The organism is Streptomyces sp. NPDC088387, from assembly GCF_044753385.1.
In the GTDB taxonomy this organism is placed as follows: Bacteria; Actinomycetota; Actinomycetes; order Streptomycetales; family Streptomycetaceae; genus Streptomyces.
In genome coordinates this window covers 147,642-163,882 of sequence record NZ_JBIVNC010000019.1, presented here as the reverse complement: position 1 = coordinate 163,882, position 16,241 = coordinate 147,642, and the positions used below count along the sequence as shown (strand labels likewise).

General features: G+C 70.5%; 15 protein-coding genes. 9 read left to right on the top strand and 6 right to left on the bottom strand.

Annotated features, from left to right (window positions below; translation table 11 throughout):
- The first annotated feature begins 224 nt into the window (after window positions 1-224).
- From ACIQAC_RS36445 to ACIQAC_RS36435, 3 genes are all read left to right on the top strand, one after another.
- Window positions 225-2,066 carry a PQQ-binding-like beta-propeller repeat protein gene (locus ACIQAC_RS36445; RefSeq protein ID WP_402199035.1) on the top strand — a complete coding sequence of 614 codons (1,842 nt, stop codon included), beginning with the start codon at window positions 225-227 and terminating at the stop codon, window positions 2,064-2,066.
- Between the two features lie 378 nt (window positions 2,067-2,444).
- Window positions 2,445-4,280, top strand: a complete 1,836-nt coding sequence (locus ACIQAC_RS36440) for a PQQ-binding-like beta-propeller repeat protein (RefSeq protein ID WP_402199032.1) — start codon at window positions 2,445-2,447, stop codon at window positions 4,278-4,280.
- A gap of 262 nt (window positions 4,281-4,542) precedes the next feature.
- The gene (locus ACIQAC_RS36435; RefSeq protein WP_402199031.1) at window positions 4,543-5,247 is read left to right on the top strand and encodes a LuxR C-terminal-related transcriptional regulator; all 705 of its coding nucleotides are present in this window, start codon (window positions 4,543-4,545) and stop codon (window positions 5,245-5,247) included.
- A gap of 61 nt (window positions 5,248-5,308) precedes the next feature.
- On the opposite strand, the gene ACIQAC_RS36430 is transcribed toward ACIQAC_RS36435, so the two are convergent.
- Complete coding sequence (locus ACIQAC_RS36430) at window positions 5,309-5,668, bottom strand: hypothetical protein (protein ID WP_402199028.1); 360 nt, start codon at window positions 5,666-5,668, stop codon at window positions 5,309-5,311.
- 21 nt (window positions 5,669-5,689) lie between these two features.
- A complete protein-coding gene (locus ACIQAC_RS36425; RefSeq protein ID WP_402199026.1) occupies window positions 5,690-7,369 on the bottom strand; it encodes a sodium:solute symporter family protein in 1,680 nt (559 codons plus the stop codon).
- A gap of 177 nt (window positions 7,370-7,546) precedes the next feature.
- On the opposite strand from ACIQAC_RS36425, the gene galT reads away from it, so the two are divergent.
- Genes galT through galK form a run of 3 tightly spaced genes read left to right on the top strand, consistent with a single transcriptional unit; the run spans window position 7,547 to window position 10,746 of the window.
- The gene (galT, locus tag ACIQAC_RS36420; protein WP_402199025.1) at window positions 7,547-8,620 is read left to right on the top strand and encodes a galactose-1-phosphate uridylyltransferase; all 1,074 of its coding nucleotides are present in this window, start codon (window positions 7,547-7,549) and stop codon (window positions 8,618-8,620) included.
- A complete protein-coding gene (galE, locus tag ACIQAC_RS36415; protein ID WP_402199022.1) occupies window positions 8,620-9,588 on the top strand; it encodes a UDP-glucose 4-epimerase GalE in 969 nt (322 codons plus the stop codon). The genes galT and galE overlap by 1 nt, the downstream gene beginning before the upstream one ends.
- Window positions 9,589-10,746, top strand: a complete 1,158-nt coding sequence (gene galK / locus ACIQAC_RS36410; RefSeq protein ID WP_402199020.1) for a galactokinase — start codon at window positions 9,589-9,591, stop codon at window positions 10,744-10,746.
- Window positions 10,747-10,797: 51 nt separating this feature from the next.
- Here galK and ACIQAC_RS36405 read toward each other — a convergent pair whose 3' ends face one another.
- Entirely contained in the window at window positions 10,798-11,253 is a 456-nt protein-coding gene (locus ACIQAC_RS36405; protein ID WP_402199077.1) for a GNAT family N-acetyltransferase, read from the bottom strand.
- 232 nt (window positions 11,254-11,485) lie between these two features.
- On the opposite strand from ACIQAC_RS36405, the gene ACIQAC_RS36400 reads away from it, so the two are divergent.
- The gene (locus ACIQAC_RS36400; RefSeq protein ID WP_402199018.1) at window positions 11,486-12,253 is read left to right on the top strand and encodes a LuxR C-terminal-related transcriptional regulator; all 768 of its coding nucleotides are present in this window, start codon (window positions 11,486-11,488) and stop codon (window positions 12,251-12,253) included.
- On the opposite strand, the gene tamR is transcribed toward ACIQAC_RS36400, so the two are convergent.
- Window positions 12,212-12,709, bottom strand: coding sequence for a MarR family transcriptional regulator TamR (gene tamR, locus ACIQAC_RS36395; protein ID WP_399899749.1), 498 nt, complete (start codon window positions 12,707-12,709; stop codon window positions 12,212-12,214). The genes ACIQAC_RS36400 and tamR overlap by 42 nt on opposite strands.
- A 103-nt stretch (window positions 12,710-12,812) precedes the next feature.
- Here tamR and ACIQAC_RS36390 point away from each other — a divergent pair, with 103 nt between their 5' ends.
- Window positions 12,813-13,601 carry a trans-aconitate 2-methyltransferase gene (locus ACIQAC_RS36390; RefSeq protein ID WP_402199016.1) on the top strand — a complete coding sequence of 263 codons (789 nt, stop codon included), beginning with the start codon at window positions 12,813-12,815 and terminating at the stop codon, window positions 13,599-13,601.
- Window positions 13,601-13,957 (top strand): VOC family protein, encoded by a 357-nt coding sequence (locus ACIQAC_RS36385; RefSeq protein WP_402199013.1) that lies wholly within the window; start codon window positions 13,601-13,603, stop codon window positions 13,955-13,957. The genes ACIQAC_RS36390 and ACIQAC_RS36385 overlap by 1 nt, the downstream gene beginning before the upstream one ends.
- Before the next feature lie 347 nt (window positions 13,958-14,304).
- On the opposite strand, the gene ACIQAC_RS36380 is transcribed toward ACIQAC_RS36385, so the two are convergent.
- Complete coding sequence (locus tag ACIQAC_RS36380) at window positions 14,305-14,979, bottom strand: TetR family transcriptional regulator (protein WP_402199011.1); 675 nt, start codon at window positions 14,977-14,979, stop codon at window positions 14,305-14,307.
- Complete coding sequence (locus ACIQAC_RS36375; protein WP_402199008.1) at window positions 14,976-16,004, bottom strand: acyl-CoA desaturase; 1,029 nt, start codon at window positions 16,002-16,004, stop codon at window positions 14,976-14,978. Before ACIQAC_RS36375 ends, ACIQAC_RS36380 begins: the two co-directional genes overlap by 4 nt.
- Window positions 16,005-16,241 lie beyond the last annotated feature (237 nt).

Genomic DNA, 16,241 nt, shown 5'->3' with positions numbered 1-16,241 from the left:
GTTCCGCGGCCGCCGGCGCGCCCCGCTCGTGAAGGGGGCGTGAAGGCGCGTAACGGCCCCATCACGGCCCGGTGCTCCCTTGGGAACAGGGGTGGTGCCGGGCCGGTGCGTTGTCGGCACCGGGTGATAGAAAGGTCCGTCTGAGAACTGTCTGAGAGCGCATCTGGGTCTACTACGAACCTCAGGGCGTGGCTAAAAATCAGTATGCAAGGGGGAACACGCTGATGGCTCAGCCGCCCAATCAGCCGCCGCCGCAGGGCGGTTTCGGAGCACCGCAGGACCAGCCGCCGCAGGGGCAGCCACCCCAGCAGCCGGGACAGCCGGGGCCGTACGGTCCACCGCCGGGTGGCGGATTCGGGGCTCCGCAGATGCCCGCCCAGCCGCCTCAGGCCCCACCGCCGCCGCAGACCCCGCCGTCCGGCGCCCCGCAGCCCGGCTACGGCTACCCGCAGGGGCCGGGTCCCTACGGCTACCCGCAGCAGCCCGGCCCGTACGGCCAGCCGCAGCAGCCGGGCCCGTACGGCCAGCCCCAGCAGCCCGGTCCCTACGGCGCCCAGCCCGGCTACGGCTATCCGCAGCAGCAGGCCGCGTACCCGGGCGGCCCCGGCACCCCGCCGCCCGGTGGCTCGCGCAACCCCTTCAAGGGCAAGCCCGCGATGATCGTCGGCGCGGCCGTGGCGGTCCTGCTCGTCATCGGCGGCACCGTCTTCGCGGTCACGTCCGGCGGCGACGACAAGGACAAGAAGCCGACCGCCGAGAAGAGCGACGACGCCAAGCCGTCCGCGTCCGACGACGCCCCGGTCAACCCCGGTGACGGCAGCGGCGACGGCGGCGACGACCCGGAGAACCTCAACGAGGGCCGCCAGGCCGGTGAGTCGAAGGTGCTCTGGTACAAGGAGGCGCCGGACGCGCCCGGTTCCGGCGCCGACGCCGCCGGTATGTGGATCACCGACAAGACGGCGGTGAAGTCCGCGTACAAGCAGCTCTTCGCGTACGACGTCGGTGACGGCAGCCCCACCTGGGACCCGATCACCTTCCCGCAGAAGATCTGCGCGGTCACCCCGGCCAAGACGGACGACGACCGGATCGTCGTGGCGTACATGAACGGCGCCAGCGACCGCGCCAAGTGCAACCAGCTCCAGCAGATCGACCTGAACACCGGGGACAAGGGCTGGAAGGCCGAGATCGCCGACGGCGCGCTCTTCGACAGCACCCTGTCCGTCGAGCTGTCGCTGGCCGGCGACACCCTGATGGTGGGCCGCTCGCAGTCCGGCACGGCCTACGACGCGGGCACCGGCAAGAAGCTCTACGACAAGAAGAAGTACGGCGACGCCTGCTTCCCGGGCGCGTTCGCGGGCGGTGACGGCCGGCTGGTCCAGGTGGCGTCCTGCGGCGCCGGCTCGGACAACGAGCACGACGAGGTCCAGGAGCTGGACCCGCGCACCGGCAAGGTCAGGTGGACGCAGAAGTTCGACAAGGGCTGGCGCGTGGCCCGCGTCTACTCCTTCGACCCGCTGGTCGTCTACAGCACCAACGACGACGAGAAGGCGTGGAACATCTCCACGCTGGGCACCAACGGTTCCTTCACCTCGCAGGTCGACTTCGACGAGAACTTCGCGCCGGAGTGCGGCTGGGCCGTCCTCCAGCGTGACCTGACGGGCTGCATGGGCGTGGCGTCCGACGGCAGCACCCTCTACCTGCCGACCGAGGCGACGGCCGCGGCCAACGAGGTCGTGGCGATCAACCTCGCCAACGGCAAGGAGAAGTGGCGCGTGAAGTCCCCGGTGGACGAGACGATGCTGCCGTTGCAGGTCGAGGGCGGAAAGCTCATCGCGTACGTGCAGGCGTCGTACGACGCGGGCGGCCGGGTGGTGTCGATCCCGACCACGGGCAGCGACCACAAGCCGACCACCCTGCTCCAGAACCCGCAGGGCGCGGCCGACATCGAGGGCAGCTTCTTCTCCCGCGACATGGCCTGGGCGGACGGCCGCTTCTACCTCTCCTCGACCCGCCTCACCGGCAACGACGAAGCCAAGGAAAAGCTGATGCTCACGTACGGCAAGTGAGCGGTCGCCCGTCACCCGGGGGCCGTGCAACTCCACCCCCGGCCCCACCGCCCTTTGCCAGGGGCGCGGGCAATTCCACGCCCGGCCCCACTGCCCTTTGCCAGGGGCGCGGGCAACTCCACGCCCGGCCCCACCGGCCCTTGCCAGGGGCGCGGGGAACTGCGCGATCAACCCCCACGGCCCGCACTGGACCACCAACCGGGCCACCCCGTCAGGGGCGCGGGGAACTGCGCAACCCCCCCCAACCGGCCCGCACCGGACCCCCGACCGGGCCACCCCCTCAGGGGCGCGGGGAACTGCGCAACCCCCCCCTCGCCGCACGCCGACCCGCCGCCCCGCCACCGCCCGTCCCCTCCCGACGCACCGAGGTACTCCGTCATGACCCAGCCGCCGCCCCCGCCGCCCAACCAGCCCCCGCAGGGGGGAGGTTTCGGCGCCCCCCAGGACCCGCCACCCCAACAGCCCGCACAGCAGCCCGGCTTCGGCGCCCCACAGACACCCCCGCCGCCGCAGGCACCCCCGCAGGCACCCCCGCAGCCCCCGCCCGGCTACGGCTACCCCCAGGCGCCGCAAGCCCCTCAGGCCCCTCAGGCCCCTCAGGCCCCCCAGGGCTACGGCTACCCGGGTCAGCAACCCCCGCCCCAGAACCCGTACGCCCAGCCCACCGGCTACCCCCAGCAGCCGCAGGGCTACGGCTACCCCCAGCCCCCCACCACCCCGATGCACCCCCAGCCCGGCCAGGGCCCCGGCACCGGCGGCGGGAAGTTCAACGCCCAGGTCGCGATCATCGTCTCCGCGGTCGTCGCGATCGCCCTGATCATCGGCGGCGGCGTCTGGTACTCGCAGTCCTCCGGCGACGGCAAGGACGACACCGCGAGCTCCAGCGGCGGCAGCACGGGCGGCAAGGACGACAAGGGCGACGAGGGCGCGGACGGCGGCACTGACGGCACGCCCGCCAAGGGCTCCGAGAAGGTGCCGGCGAACACGGCGGCCGACGTGCTGTTCCAGGTGCCCGCGCCGGCGGTCAAGGACAAGCAGATCGACAGCGTCGAGGGCTCCTGGCTGACCGACGCGGTGTACGCGAAGAGCGGCATCAACCAGGTCGTCGGCTACGACCCCGACACCGGCGGCAAGAAGTGGACACTGCCGCTGACCGGCCAGACCTGCGGCTACGCACGGCAGATCGCCGGTGACGGCACGACCGTGGTGCTGTCCGAGACCGCGAAGCGCAACAGCAAGGGCGACCACCAGCCCTGCACGGAGATCACCGCGTTCAACGTCGACAGCGGCAAGAAGCTGTGGACCAAGAGCGTCTCCATCACCGACGCCAAGGTGGTGTTCGGCGAGGCCAGCATCTCCGGCTCCACGGTCGCGATCGGCGGCGGCTACAACGGCGGCGCGGCCTTCGACCTCACCACCGGCAAGAACCTGTGGCAGCCCAAGGTCAGCAACTGCGTCGACGTCGGCTACGCGGGCGGCGAGCAGCTGGTCGCGGTGCACAAGTGCGGCGAGTACGGCAACGAGAAGTACGAGGTCCAGTTGATCGACCCGAAGTCGGGCTCGGTGAAGTGGAGTTACAAGCTTCCGGCGGGTCTGGAGAACATCAAGGTGATCTCGACCAAGCCCGTGGTGTTCGGTGTGGACTCCGGCGACATCACCGCGTCCGGCGCCTCGGACGTCTTCTCGCTGGACGACAGCGGCAAGCTCCAGTACAAGATCGCGCTGAAGGACGGCGAGTACAACCACCGCTGCGAGATCAGCAAGACCGACGGCTGCCGCGGGATCGTGGTCGGCAACGACAAGCTGTACGTGGCGACGAAGGAGCACGACGGCTCCGGCGACTACAGCCAGACCAACGAGATCGTCGCGTTCTCCCTGGCGACCGGCAAGACCACGGGCGACCGGGTCGACGCGGGCGACAACTACACGATCCTGCCGGTCCGGATGGACGGCGGCGACATCATCGCCTACAAGGGCGGCCCTTACAACAAGGGCGACCAGATCGTCTCGGTGAACGGCGACTCCCTGAAGCAGACCAAGCTCCTTGAGACGCCGGGCACCCAGTCGGTGCGGGACGCGATCAGCTCCATGGTGCCCAGCTCCGCGGAGCTGCTGTACACGGACGGCCGGCTGTTCCTGGGCAAGGACCTGATCAGCAAGCCGTACTCGGCGGACCAGGAGGTCTACACGGCCCTCGGGTTCGGCGCGAAGTAACGCGAAGTAACACGTCTGTTCGTACGGCCCCGCCCCTGCTCAGGGGCGGGGCCGTACGCGTATCGCGCATCACCCTCGAATGCGAGGATTTTCGGCGATCCGGGGCACTTCTCTCCGGTAGGGGGAGCGCAACGTCGAACAAGCGTGTAGCTTCCGGGGGCATGAAGGGCGGGGGTGTCGGGAGCGCGGGTGCACGGGTTCCCTGCACGGGGAGCGGTGGCGCCCCGTACGGGGCATCCATGGGGGGACTGGGGGGTTCTCGATGGGAGTGCGGTTGATGGTGGTCGACGACCACCGACTGCTGGCCGAGGCGCTGGCCTCGGCGCTGAAGCTGCGCGGGCACCGGGTGCTCGCCGCGGCGGCGCCGGCCGCCGGCGCGGCCGAGCTGGTGATCGCGCGGGCGCCCGAGGTGTGTCTGCTGGGGACGGCGACGCCGGCCGAGCCGGGCACGTTCGACCCGGTGGCGAAGATCAAGCGGGAGCGGCCGCAGGTGGCGGTGGTGGTGCTGGGCCCGGTGCCGAGTCCGCGCGGTATCGCGGCGGCGTTCGCGTCCGGCGCCTCCGGCTACGTACGGCACGACGAGCGGATAGAGGGTGTGGAGCGGGCCATCATGAAGGCCCGCGCGGGCGAGGCGGCGGTCGCGCCGCAGCTGTTGCAGGGCGCGTTCAGCGAACTCCTCAACCCGGTGGCCCAGCCCGACGACGAGGGCCAGCGGCTGCTCCAGATGCTGACCCCGCGCGAGGTCGAGGTCCTGGTCCGGGTCGCCGACGGCGAGGACACCCGGCTCATCGCGGCCGGTATGGGCATCGCCCCCTCCACGGCCCGCACCCACGTCCAGCGTGTCCTGATGAAACTCGGCGTCGGCTCCCGGCTGGAGGCGGCGGCCCTGGCCGCCCGCACGGGCCTCCTGGACCGGGCGGGCCCGCTGCACAACAGCACTCACCCGGAAGGGGAGTTGGAGCTGTGACGCCGGACGCGGCATGGTCCGTAGAACCGTGCCGCGTCGGTCGTGTCCGAGCGGGGTGCCGCTACTGCGGTGTCCCCTTGCCCGGCTCCTCCGGTGCCGCCTCCGGTGCCGCCTCCGGTGCCGCCTCCGGCGCCGGCACCGGTGCCGCCATCGGCCGCAGCTTCAGCCAGGCCAGGAAGAAGATGCCCAGGAGGAGCATTCCCAGGCCGGTCCACAGGTTGATGTTGATGCCCTCCGCCTTGTCGAGGTCGGCGTCGGACGGGGAGATGCCGGCGATCGTGACGATGACGCCGTAGACGACGAACAGGCCGCCGATGATCGTGCGCAGGTCGAAGATGCGGGCCGCGGTGGTTGACTGGGCCTCCAGCTCGGTGACTTCCCGGTGGAGGTCCGACTCGGAGTACTCGGAGTGCTCGGGCATGGTTCCTCGATTCTCCCGCGCTCAGAACGAGAACGGGATGTAGCAGGCGGCGGCCAGGACGATCGCTCCCCAGCCCAGCAGGGCCGGCCTGCGGTACCAGGCGTCGTCGCCCGCGGCGGGCGCCTCGGACATACCGGGCGAGCGGGTGCCGTAGACCAGGCCCCGGAGCTCCTCCGCCGGCTTCGGCGCGGTGAACATCGACACGGCGAACATCACGACCGCGCCGGCCACGAAGCCGACGATCGCGGAGACGAAGTTGGCGCCCTGGTCGGTGGGGATGTCGATGATGCCCTGCTTGTAGATCCAGAAGTAGTTCACCATCGCGGCGACCGTGCCCGCGAGCAGGCCCCAGAAGCCGGACTTCGCGGACGCCCGCTTCCAGAACATGCCGACGATGAAGACCACGAACATCGGCACGTTGAAGAAGGAGAACAGCGTCTGGAGGTAGCTCATGATGTTCGAGAACGACGACGCCAGGAACGCCGTGCCGACCGAGGCGGCGACCCCGACCACGGTGATCAGCCGGCCGAAGCGGACGTAGTAGCCGTCCTCGCGGTCCCGGACCACGTACCGCGCCCAGATGTCGGTGGTGAACACCGTGTTGAAGGACGAGACGTTGGCCGCCATGCCCGCCATGAAGGCGGCGAGCAGACCGGTCACCGCGATGCCCAGCACACCGTTGGGCAGCAGCTGTTCCATCAGGTACGGGATGGCGTCGTTGTACTGGTAGCCCGACTCCTCCGTGCCGAAGCCGGGGATCAGGGCCGCCGCGGCGAGACCCGGGATCATCACCAGGAAGACGATGAAGATCTTGGGGAAGGCCGCGATCAGCGGGGTGCGCTGGGCGGCGGAGAGGTTCTTCGCGGAGAGCGCGCGCTGCACCTCGGCGAAGTTCGTCGTCCAGTAGCCGAAGGACAGCACAAAGCCGAGGCCGAGGACGATCGTCAGCCAGTTGGCGCCGAGCGGGTTGTCGCTGCCGATGCCGGTGCCGCCCCAGGCACTGGTGAAGTCGGCGCCCTGGTTCTTCGTCAGGGTGTCCGTCAGGCCGTCCCAGCCGCCGACCTTCTTCAGGCCGAGCACCACGAGCGGGATGAGGGCCGCGAGGATCACGAAGAACTGGAGCACCTCGTTGTAGATCGCGGACGACAGACCGCCGAGGGTGATGTACGCCAGCACAAACGCGCCGGCGACCACGATCGCCACCCACTGCGGCCAGCCGAGCAGCGCCTCGACGACGATCGCCAGGGCGTACAGGTTCACGCCGGAGATCAGGATGGCGGCGAAGGCGAACAGGGCCGAACTCAGCAGATGCGCCCACTTGTCGAAGCGCAGCAGCAGCATCTCGGGGACCGAGCGGACTTTGCTGGAGTAATAGAAGGGCATCATCACCAGGCCGAGGAAGACCATGGCCGGGATGGCGCCGATCCAGTACCAGTGCACGGTGTAGACGCCGTACTGGGCGCTGTTGGCGGCCATGCCGAGGATCTCGGTGGCGGCCAGGTTGGCGGAGATGAAAGCGAGCCCGGTGATCCATGCAGGCAGGGAGCGTCCGGAGAGGAAGAAGTCGAGGCTGGTCTTGACGGAGCGGCGGGCGGCGAATCCGATGCCGAGGACCACGACGAAGTAGATCGCGAGGATCGTGTAGTCGAGCCAGTTCGTGGGGAGCCGTAGCTCGGCGGCAAGGTATGTGGGGGTTTGCATGCGTACTCGCTTCGTTGCGCGAACTGAACCACAGCGGAACCTACGCCGCCGCGTTCGCTAATTGAACACTTCTGTTGGTGCTCTTTGTTTGATTGTGATGTTGACGGTGGTGGTGAGTTGTGTTTTGGTATGTTGGGTTCTGTTGGGATGGTGGCGTGGCCCGAAGAGGAGTCCGCAGTGAAGAAGACCTCGACCCGATTGGCCGACGGTCGTGAGCTCATCTACTACGACCTGAGCGACGCCACCGTGCGCGACGCGGTCGACCACCGGCCGCTGGAGCCGACCGTCACCTCCTCGGAGATCCGCCGTGACGAGCTGCTCGGCGACTCGGTCGCCATCGCCTCGCACCGCCAGGGCCGCACCTACCACCCGCCGGCCGACCAGTGCCCGCTGTGCCCGACGCGGGGCGACCGGCTCAGCGAGATCCCGGACTCGTCGTACGACGTGGTGGTCTTCGAGAACCGGTTCCCCTCCCTCGCCGGCGACTCCGGCCGCTGTGAGGTCGTCTGCTTCACCTCCGACCACAACGCCTCCTTCTCCTCCCTCACCGAGGAGCAGGCCCGGCTGGTCCTGGACGCCTGGACCGACCGCACCTCGGAGCTGTCCCATCTGCCCGCCGTGGAGCAGGTGTTCTGCTTCGAGAACCGCGGCGAGGAGATCGGCGTGACCCTCCAGCACCCGCACGGGCAGATCTACGCGTACCCCTTCACCACCCCCCGCACCGCCCTGATGCTGCGCCAGGTGGCCGCGCACAAGGAGGCCACCGGCGGCCAGAACCTCTTCGACGCCGTCCTGGAGCGTGAACTCGCCGACGAGCGGGTCGTCCTCACGAGTGAACACTGGGTCGCCTTCGTGCCGTACGCCGCGCACTGGCCGTACGAGGTCCACCTGTACCCGCGCCGCCGGGTGCCCGATCTGCTCGCGCTCGACGAGGCCGCACGCACAGAGTTCCCCCAGATCTATCTGGAACTCTTGAAGCGTTTCGACCGGATCTTCGACGAAGGGGAGGGCACCGGGGGAGAGTCGCGGACGCCGTACATCGCGGGCTGGCACCAGGCCCCGTTCGGCCCGCTGGCGGAGTTCGACGGCGTCACGCGCGACGACTTCGCGCTCCACCTGGAGCTTTTCACCATTCGCCGGACCTCCGGCAAGCTGAAGTTTCTCGCGGGCTCCGAGTCCGGCATGAGCGTGTTCATCAACGACGTGCCGCCGGAGCGCGCGGCCGAGCGACTGCGAGAGGTAGCGAGTTGATGAGCGCGAAGTACCTGGTCACCGGCGGGGCGGGCTATGTGGGCAGTGTGGTCGCCCAGCATCTGCTGGAGGCGGGCCACGACGTCACCGTCCTCGACAACCTGTCCACGGGCTTCCGCGAGGGTGTCCCCGCGGGCGCGACCTTCGTCGAGGGCGACATCCGGGACGCCGCGAAGTGGCTGGACCCCTCCTTCGAGGCGGTGCTGCACTTCGCCGCCTTCTCGCAGGTCGGCGAGTCCGTCGTGAAGCCCGAGAAGTACTGGGAGAACAACGTCGGCGGCACCATGGCCCTGCTCGCCGCCATGCGCGAGGCCGGTGTGCGCACCCTCGTCTTCTCCTCCACGGCCGCCACCTACGGCGAGCCCGAGCAGGTCCCGATCGTGGAGACCGCGCCGACCAGCCCCACCAACCCGTACGGCGCCACCAAGCTGGCCGTCGACCACATGATCAGCGGCGAGGCGGCCGCCCACGGACTGGGCGCGGTGTCCCTGCGCTACTTCAACGTGGCCGGGGCGTACGGCGCGTACGGCGAGCGCCACGACCCCGAGTCGCACCTCATCCCGCTCGTCCTCCAGGTCGCCCAGGGCCGCCGCGACGCCATCTCCGTCTTCGGCGACGACTACCCGACCCCGGACGGCACCTGCGTCCGCGACTACATCCACGTCGCCGACCTCGCCGACGCCCATCTGCTGGCGCTCAGGGCCGCCCGCTCCGGCGAGCATCTGATCTGCAACCTCGGCAACGGCAGTGGTTTCTCCGTCCGCGAGGTCGTCGAGACCGTCCGGCAGGTCACCGGCCATCCGATCCCCGAGGTCCTGGCCCCGCGCCGGAGCGGCGACCCCGCGACCCTGGTCGCCTCCGCCGACGCCGCGCGCGAGAAGCTGGGCTGGAACCCGGCGCGGGCCGACCTCGCCGGAATCGTCGCGGACGCCTGGCGGTTCGCGCAGGACATCGCAGGGGAGCGGTAAGTGGAGCAGGTCAGAAACGACTTCGTCGCGCTGTACGGCAGTGAGCCCGAGGGAGTGTGGGCGGCGCCCGGCCGGGTCAATCTGATCGGCGAGCACACCGACTACAACGACGGCTTCGTGATGCCCTTCGCGCTGCCGCACACCACCGTCGCCGCCGTCTCCCGGCGCACCGACGGCCGGCTCCGGCTGCACTCCGCGGACATCGAGGGCGGAGTCGTCGAACTCGACGCGGCCGCGCTGGAACCCGGCACGGACCACGACTGGACCGCGTACCCCGCCGGTGTCGTCTGGGCGCTGCGCGAGGCCGGCCACCCGGTGACCGGCGCCGACGTCCACCTCGCGTCGACGGTCCCCTCGGGCGCGGGCCTGTCGTCGTCGGCGGCCCTGGAGGTCGTCATCGCGCTCGCCCTGAACGACCTGTACGAACTGGGCATCCCCGGCTGGAAGCTGGCCCGGCTGTGCCAGCGCGCGGAGAACGTCTACGTCGGCGCCCCCACCGGCATCATGGACCAGACCGCGTCCGCCTGCTGCGAGGCCGGGCACGCCCTGTTCCTCGACACCCGCGACCTCTCGCAGAAGCAGATCCCGTTCGACCTCGCGGCCGAGGGCATGCGGCTGCTCGTTGTCGACACCCGCGTCAAGCACGCGCACAGCGACGGCGAGTACGGCAAGCGCCGCGCGGGCTGCGAGAAGGGCGCGGCCCTGCTCGGCGTCGACGCACTGCGCGACGTGGCCCACGACGAGCTGGACGCGGAGCTGGAGCGGCTCGGGGAGCTCGGGGGCGACGAGGAGGTGCGCCGCCTGGTGCGGCACGTCGTCACCGAGGACCACCGCGTCGAGCGGGTCGTCGCACTCCTGGAGGCGGGCCGCACGCGCGAGATCGGGCCGGTGCTCACCGAGGGCCACGCCTCGCTGCGGGACGACTTCCGCATCTCCTGCCCGGAGCTGGACACCGTCGTCGACGCGGCGCTCGCGGCCGGTGCGCTCGGCGCCCGGATGACCGGCGGCGGCTTCGGCGGCTCGGCGATCGTGCTGGCGGAGGCCGCCGACGTGGAGACGATCACCAAGGCGGTCCAGGAGGCGTTCGCCGCGGCCTCCTTCACGGCACCGCGGGTGTTCGAGGCGGTGCCGGCGCCGGGGGCGCGGCGGCTGGGCTGAGCGAGGAGCGGCGGGACCGGCGGGCGCGGCGGGCGTGGCGGGCGCGGTGGTTCAGACGAGCCGCTTCGTCAGGGTGTACTCGGTGATCCCCGGCGGATAGTCGGGGATCACGCACACCACCTCGTAGCCCTGCTTCTGGTAGAACGCCGGTGCCTGGAAGTCCCAGGTCTCCAGCCGGGCGGCCTGACAGCCGCGTTCGGTACCGGCGATCCGCTCGGCCTCGGCGAGCAGCGCGCCGCCGAGTCCCGCGCCCCGGTGGCGTTCGTCCACCCAGAGGGTCGACACGTGCAGCCAGGTCCCCCAGGTGTACCCGGCCAGCCCGCCCGCGAGGCCGTCCTGCTGGTCCAACGCCCATACCTGCAAGGGCATTTCGCGTTCGCCGGGGGTGCCGCGCAGGGCGCGCAGCTCCGCGGAGGCCGCCGTGTTGGCCGCGCGCAACCGCGTTCCGAGAAGATCGCGCCGGGTTTTGTCGACTTCCGCAACAAGACGAAACATGCGGCACACGATAAACGCCCTGGACGGCCAGTTCTGCAAATAGCCTTCCGCTCCTGCCGCCCGTCCGTACCCTGATGAACAGTGCCGGTGGGGGCCGGTGCTGATCAGGGGGCGAGGCAAGCCGGGTACGACGCCCGCTTGGGGGGTAGCAGTCCTTGCACGGCGGCGGCCGCGCGGCTCTGGGGCATCCCCTGGGCGTCGTACCCGCGTCGGTCTTCGTACTCCGGACCAGTGGGGGTTTTCAGTGGTTCGCATCCGAGTTCTGGTCGTCGACGACCACCGTATCTTCGCCGAGTCGCTCGCGGCCGCCCTCGCGGCCGAGCCCGACGTCGACGTCTCCGCCGCGGGCAGCGGCCCCGCCGCCCTGCGCAGCCTGGACCGCGCGGTCGCCGAGGGGCGGCGGTACGACGTGCTGCTCGTCGACGCCGACCTGGGCGGCAATGTGCCCGGCGTGCGGCCGGCGGTGCCCGTGCAGGAGGTGGGGGAGGACGGGCTGGTCGACGGGATCTCCCTGGTCGCGGGCGTCCGCTCGGGCCAGCCCGGGGTGCGGACCGTGGTCCTCGCCGAGAAGGACGACCCGCGGCGGGCGGCGCTCGCGCTCCAGGCCGGCGCGTCCGGCTGGGTCGCCAAGGACTGTTCGCTGTCCCGGCTGCTGACGGTCATCCGGGGGGTGCTGCGCGACGAGACGCATCTGCCGCCGGCCCTTCTCACCGGTGTGCTGCGGGAGTTGACGGCCGCGCGCAAGCACCGCACCGAGAGCGAGCGGCTGGTGGAGTCGCTGACCCCGCGCGAGCGGGAGGTGCTGCGGTGCATGGTGGCGGGCCTGGGCCGCAAGGCCGTCGCGGAGCGGCTCTTCCTCTCCCCGCACACGGTCCGCACGCACATGCAGAACGTCCTGGGGAAACTCGGTGTGCACTCCACGCTCGCCGCGGTGGCGCTCGCCCGCCGGGCCGGGGTCGGGCCCGCCGACCTAACCGGGGATGTTGTCGAACGGGGCGGTCAGCTGGCGTAGCAGCGCCGCGAGTTCACCACGCTGGGTGCGGGACAGCTCCGCGAGGATGGCGCGCTCCTGGTCGAGCAGTCCGGCGAGCGCCTGGTCGGCGCGGTCGCGCCCTTCGTCGGTGAGCCGCACCAGCACACCGCGCCGGTCACTCGGATCGGGCAGCCGCTCGACGAGGCCCTTCTTGGCGAGCCGGTCGATGCGGTTGGTCATGGTGCCGGAGGTGACGAGCGTCTGGGTGAGCAGCTGCCCCGGGGAGAGCTGGTACGGGGTGCCGGCGCGGCGGAGCGCGGTCAGTACGTCGAACTCCCAGGGCTCCAGGCTGTGCTCGGAAAAGGCCAGCCGACGCGCCCGGTCCAGGTGACGGGCCAGTCTGCTGACCCGGCTGAGCACCTCGAGCGGTTCCACGTCGAGGTCCGGGCGCTCCCGGCGCCATGCTGCGACCAGCCGATCGACCTCGTCCTCCATGACGATCAGTGTAGTGGTTGTGTCGACATGAAGTCTCTTGACGTCAAGATACTTGGCGAGGCAGGGTGGAGGCAGCGCCTGATGACCTCAAGGAGGGCCCGTCATGTCCGTGTCCGCCCCCGTGTGGGACCCCGCCCAGTACCTGCGTCATGCCGGGCACCGCGCCCGGCCCTTCGCCGACCTGCTCGCCCGCGTTCCCGAGCTGCCGTCGGGGCAGCCCCGTATCGCCGACCTCGGCTGCGGCCCCGGCAACGTCACCACCGTGCTCGCCGACCGCTGGCCGGCCGCGCACATCACGGGCTACGACAACTCGCCGGAGATGCTGGAGCGGGCGGCTCCGCTCGCGTCGGGCAACCTGGACTTCACCCTCGCGGACGTGCGCACGTGGACGCCGGACGAGACCCATGACCTGATCGTCAGCAACGCCACGTTGCAGTGGGTGCCGGGGCATGTGGAGCGGTTCTCCGACTGGATCGCCGCGCTGGCCCCCGGCGGTACGTTCGCCTTCCAGGTGCCGGGGAACTTCGACGCCCCCAGCCACCGTCTGATGCGTGACCTCGCGGTGGAGGCCGGTCTGGCGGACACCCTGCGCCACGAGGACGCGGTCCTGTCGCCGACGGCGTATCTGTCGGCCCTCACGTCCCTGGGCTGCGAGGCCGACGTCTGGGAGACGACGTACGTCCATCTCCTCCAGGGCGAGGACCCGGTCCTCGACTGGGTCAAGGGCACGGGCCTACGCCCCGTCCTCACGGCCCTGGCGACCGACGCCCCCAGGCGAAACACCTACCTGCACGCCTACCGCACAGCCCTCCGCGAGGCCTACCCCGCCACTTCCCATGGCACCCCCTTCCCCTTCCGCCGCATCTTCGCGGTGGCCCGGAAGGAACGCTGATGATCATGTCCCTGGACCATGTGCAGCTGGCGGCGCCGCCGGGTTCGGAGGACCGTCTGCGGGCGTTCTACGTGGGGGTGCTCGGTATGACGGAGGTCCCGAAGCCGGCTTCGCTGGCGGGGCGTGGGGGGTGCTGGTTCCGTGCGGGGGATGCCCAGCTGCACCTGGGCATCGATCCGGACTTCCATCCGGCGACCAAGGCCCACCCGGGCCTGCGGGTACGGGACATCGACGCGTACGCGGCCCGTCTCGCGGCCCATGGCGAGGACGTCACCTGGGACGACGGCCTCCCCGGCCACAGACGCTTCTACGCCCACGACCCGGTGGGCAACCGCCTGGAATTCGTGACCGGGTAGGGCCCGTGCGGCCCGGTGGGGGCTGATCGCGCAGTTCCCCGCGCCCCTGGGGACGCGCAGGCATCGCCCGCTACCAAGCTGCCCGGCGCGCGGGGCCGTCTCGACATGCGCCGCCGCGATGATGCTCTTCAGGGGCGCGAGGAACTGCGCGACCAGCCACAACGGCGCCGCACTGGCGTCTGAGGGGCGCGAGGAACTGCGCGACCAGCCACAACGGCGCCACGACGGTGCCGCACCGGCGTCTGAGGGGCGCGGGGAACTGCGCGATCGGCCACGGCGGTGCCGCACCGGTGTCTGAGGGGCGCGGGGAACTGCGCGATCGGCCACGACGGTGCCGCAGGGCGGCGTCAGTTTTTTCGGCGGCCTATCAGGTGCGGCTTCGCCTCCATGCCATCCAGCCCGTGCCACGCCAGATTCACCAGATGCGCCGCAACCTCCGCCTTCTTCGGCTTGCGCACCTCCAGCCACCACTGCCCGGTCAGCGCAACCATCCCGACCAGCGCCTGCGCATACAGCGGCGCCAGCTTCGCGTCGAAGCCCCGGCTCTTGAACTCCTTGCCGAGGATGTCCTCGACCTGCGTCGCGATGTCGGAGATGAGAGACGCGAAGGAGCCCGTCGACTGCGGGATCGGGGAGTCACGGACCAGGATCCGGAAACCGTCCGTGTACTCCTCGATGTAGTCGAGCAGCGCGAACGCCGCCTGCTCGCACAGCTCCCGCGGATGCCCCGCCGTCAGCGAACTCGTCACCATGTCCAGCAGACGCCGCATCTCACGGTCCACCACCACCGCGTACAGCCCCTCCTTCCCGCCGAAGTGCTCGTACACCACCGGCTTGGACACCCCGGCCTTCGCCGCGATCTCCTCCACCGACGTGCCCTCGAACCCCTTCGCCGCGAAGAGGGTGCGACCGATCTCCAGCAGCTGCTGCCGCCGCTCCGCACCGGTCATCCGGGTGCGACGCGCACGCCGCGGCTTGTCATTGCTGGGAGTGCTGGGATCGGTCGCCACGGCGTCAATCATGCCGCCTCGACCGGTTCCTTCCGCTGCCGGGAACCGCCCTGCCCGCTGTTACGGCGGGAATCGATACGCGAGCGTGACGGCCAGCGCACGTCGTACGCCCACCCGGCGAGCTCGAACCAGCGGATCAGCCGCGCCGAGGAGTCGATCTGCCCGCGCTCCACACCGTGCCGCGCCGACGTCGGGTCGGCATGGTGCAGGTTGTGCCAGGACTCACCGCACGACAGCACCGCCAGCCACCACACGTTGCCCGAACGGTCGCGCGACTTGAACGGCCGCTTGCCCACCGCGTGGCAGATCGAGTTGATCGACCACGTCACGTGGTGCAGCAGCGCCACCCGGACGAGCGACCCCCAGAAGAACGCGGTGAACGCGCCCCACCAGGACATCGTCACCAGACCGCCGATCAGCGCCGGCAGCCCGAGCGAGAGCAGCGTCCACAGCAGGAACTGCCGCGAGATGTTCCGCAGCGTCCGGTCCTTGATCAGATCCGGCGCGTACTTCTCCTGCGGAGTGCGCTCCTCGTCGAACATCCAGGCGATGTGCGCCCACCACAGCCCCTTCATCAGGGCCGGCACGGTCTCCCCGTAGCGCCACGGGGAGTGCGGGTCGCCCTCGGCGTCGGAGAACTGGTGGTGCTTGCGGTGGTCCGCCACCCAGCGCACCAGCGGGCCCTCGACGGCCAGCGAACCCGCGATCGCCAGCGCGATCTTCAGTGGCCGGTTGGCCTTGAAGGAGCTGTGGGTGAAGTGACGGTGGAAGCCGATGGTGATGCCGTGACAGCCGAGGAAGTAGAAGAAGACCAGCAGACCGAGGTCAAGCCAGCTCACGCCCCAGCCCCACGCCAGCGGCACCGCCGCGATCAGCGCGAGGAACGGGACGACGATGAACAGCAGAAGGGTGATCTGTTCGAGAGAACCCTTGCGGTCACCACCCAGCGTGGCGGCCGGCTGATGGTCGGCGGCGGCCGGGGAGGTCTGGGAGGTCGACTTCGGGGCCTCGTCGATCACATCGGAGCTCGTGGTCATGGGTGCGTCCCCTGTGGGGTCGTGGGTTGGGACATGTACGGGATTACCGGAGCCGGGGAAACGGCTGGACAGCGGCTTCCCTACGGTTCCGTAACCTACGGCGAAGTAAGTATGGCAGCGCGCCGCCCGGCGGCAAGAGCCCGACAGTCTGCGCGTCTCCTCCGGCACCTATCCTTGGTGTCGGTCGGACAGCGCGGTCCGTTCTGATTCCTTTCCCGGTAGTCCGGCCCGTAATGC

Excerpts from the sequence above, each read along its gene's own strand:
- ACIQAC_RS36445 (WP_402199035.1), top strand. The coding sequence starts at position 225 with ATGGCTCAGCCGCCCAATCAGCCGCCGCCGCAGGGCGGTTTCGGAGCA.
- ACIQAC_RS36440 (WP_402199032.1), top strand. The coding sequence starts at position 2,445 with ATGACCCAGCCGCCGCCCCCGCCGCCCAACCAGCCCCCGCAGGGGGGA.
- ACIQAC_RS36435 (WP_402199031.1), top strand. The coding sequence starts at position 4,543 with ATGGGAGTGCGGTTGATGGTGGTCGACGACCACCGACTGCTGGCCGAG.
- ACIQAC_RS36430 (WP_402199028.1), bottom strand. The coding sequence starts at position 5,668 with ATGCCCGAGCACTCCGAGTACTCCGAGTCGGACCTCCACCGGGAAGTC.
- ACIQAC_RS36425 (WP_402199026.1), bottom strand. The coding sequence starts at position 7,369 with ATGCAAACCCCCACATACCTTGCCGCCGAGCTACGGCTCCCCACGAAC.
- galE (WP_402199022.1), top strand. The coding sequence starts at position 8,620 with ATGAGCGCGAAGTACCTGGTCACCGGCGGGGCGGGCTATGTGGGCAGT.
- tamR (WP_399899749.1), bottom strand. The coding sequence starts at position 12,709 with ATGGAGGACGAGGTCGATCGGCTGGTCGCAGCATGGCGCCGGGAGCGC.
- ACIQAC_RS36390 (WP_402199016.1), top strand. The coding sequence starts at position 12,813 with ATGTCCGTGTCCGCCCCCGTGTGGGACCCCGCCCAGTACCTGCGTCAT.
- ACIQAC_RS36385 (WP_402199013.1), top strand. The coding sequence starts at position 13,601 with ATGATCATGTCCCTGGACCATGTGCAGCTGGCGGCGCCGCCGGGTTCG.
- ACIQAC_RS36380 (WP_402199011.1), bottom strand. The coding sequence starts at position 14,979 with ATGATTGACGCCGTGGCGACCGATCCCAGCACTCCCAGCAATGACAAG.
- ACIQAC_RS36375 (WP_402199008.1), bottom strand. The coding sequence starts at position 16,004 with ATGACCACGAGCTCCGATGTGATCGACGAGGCCCCGAAGTCGACCTCC.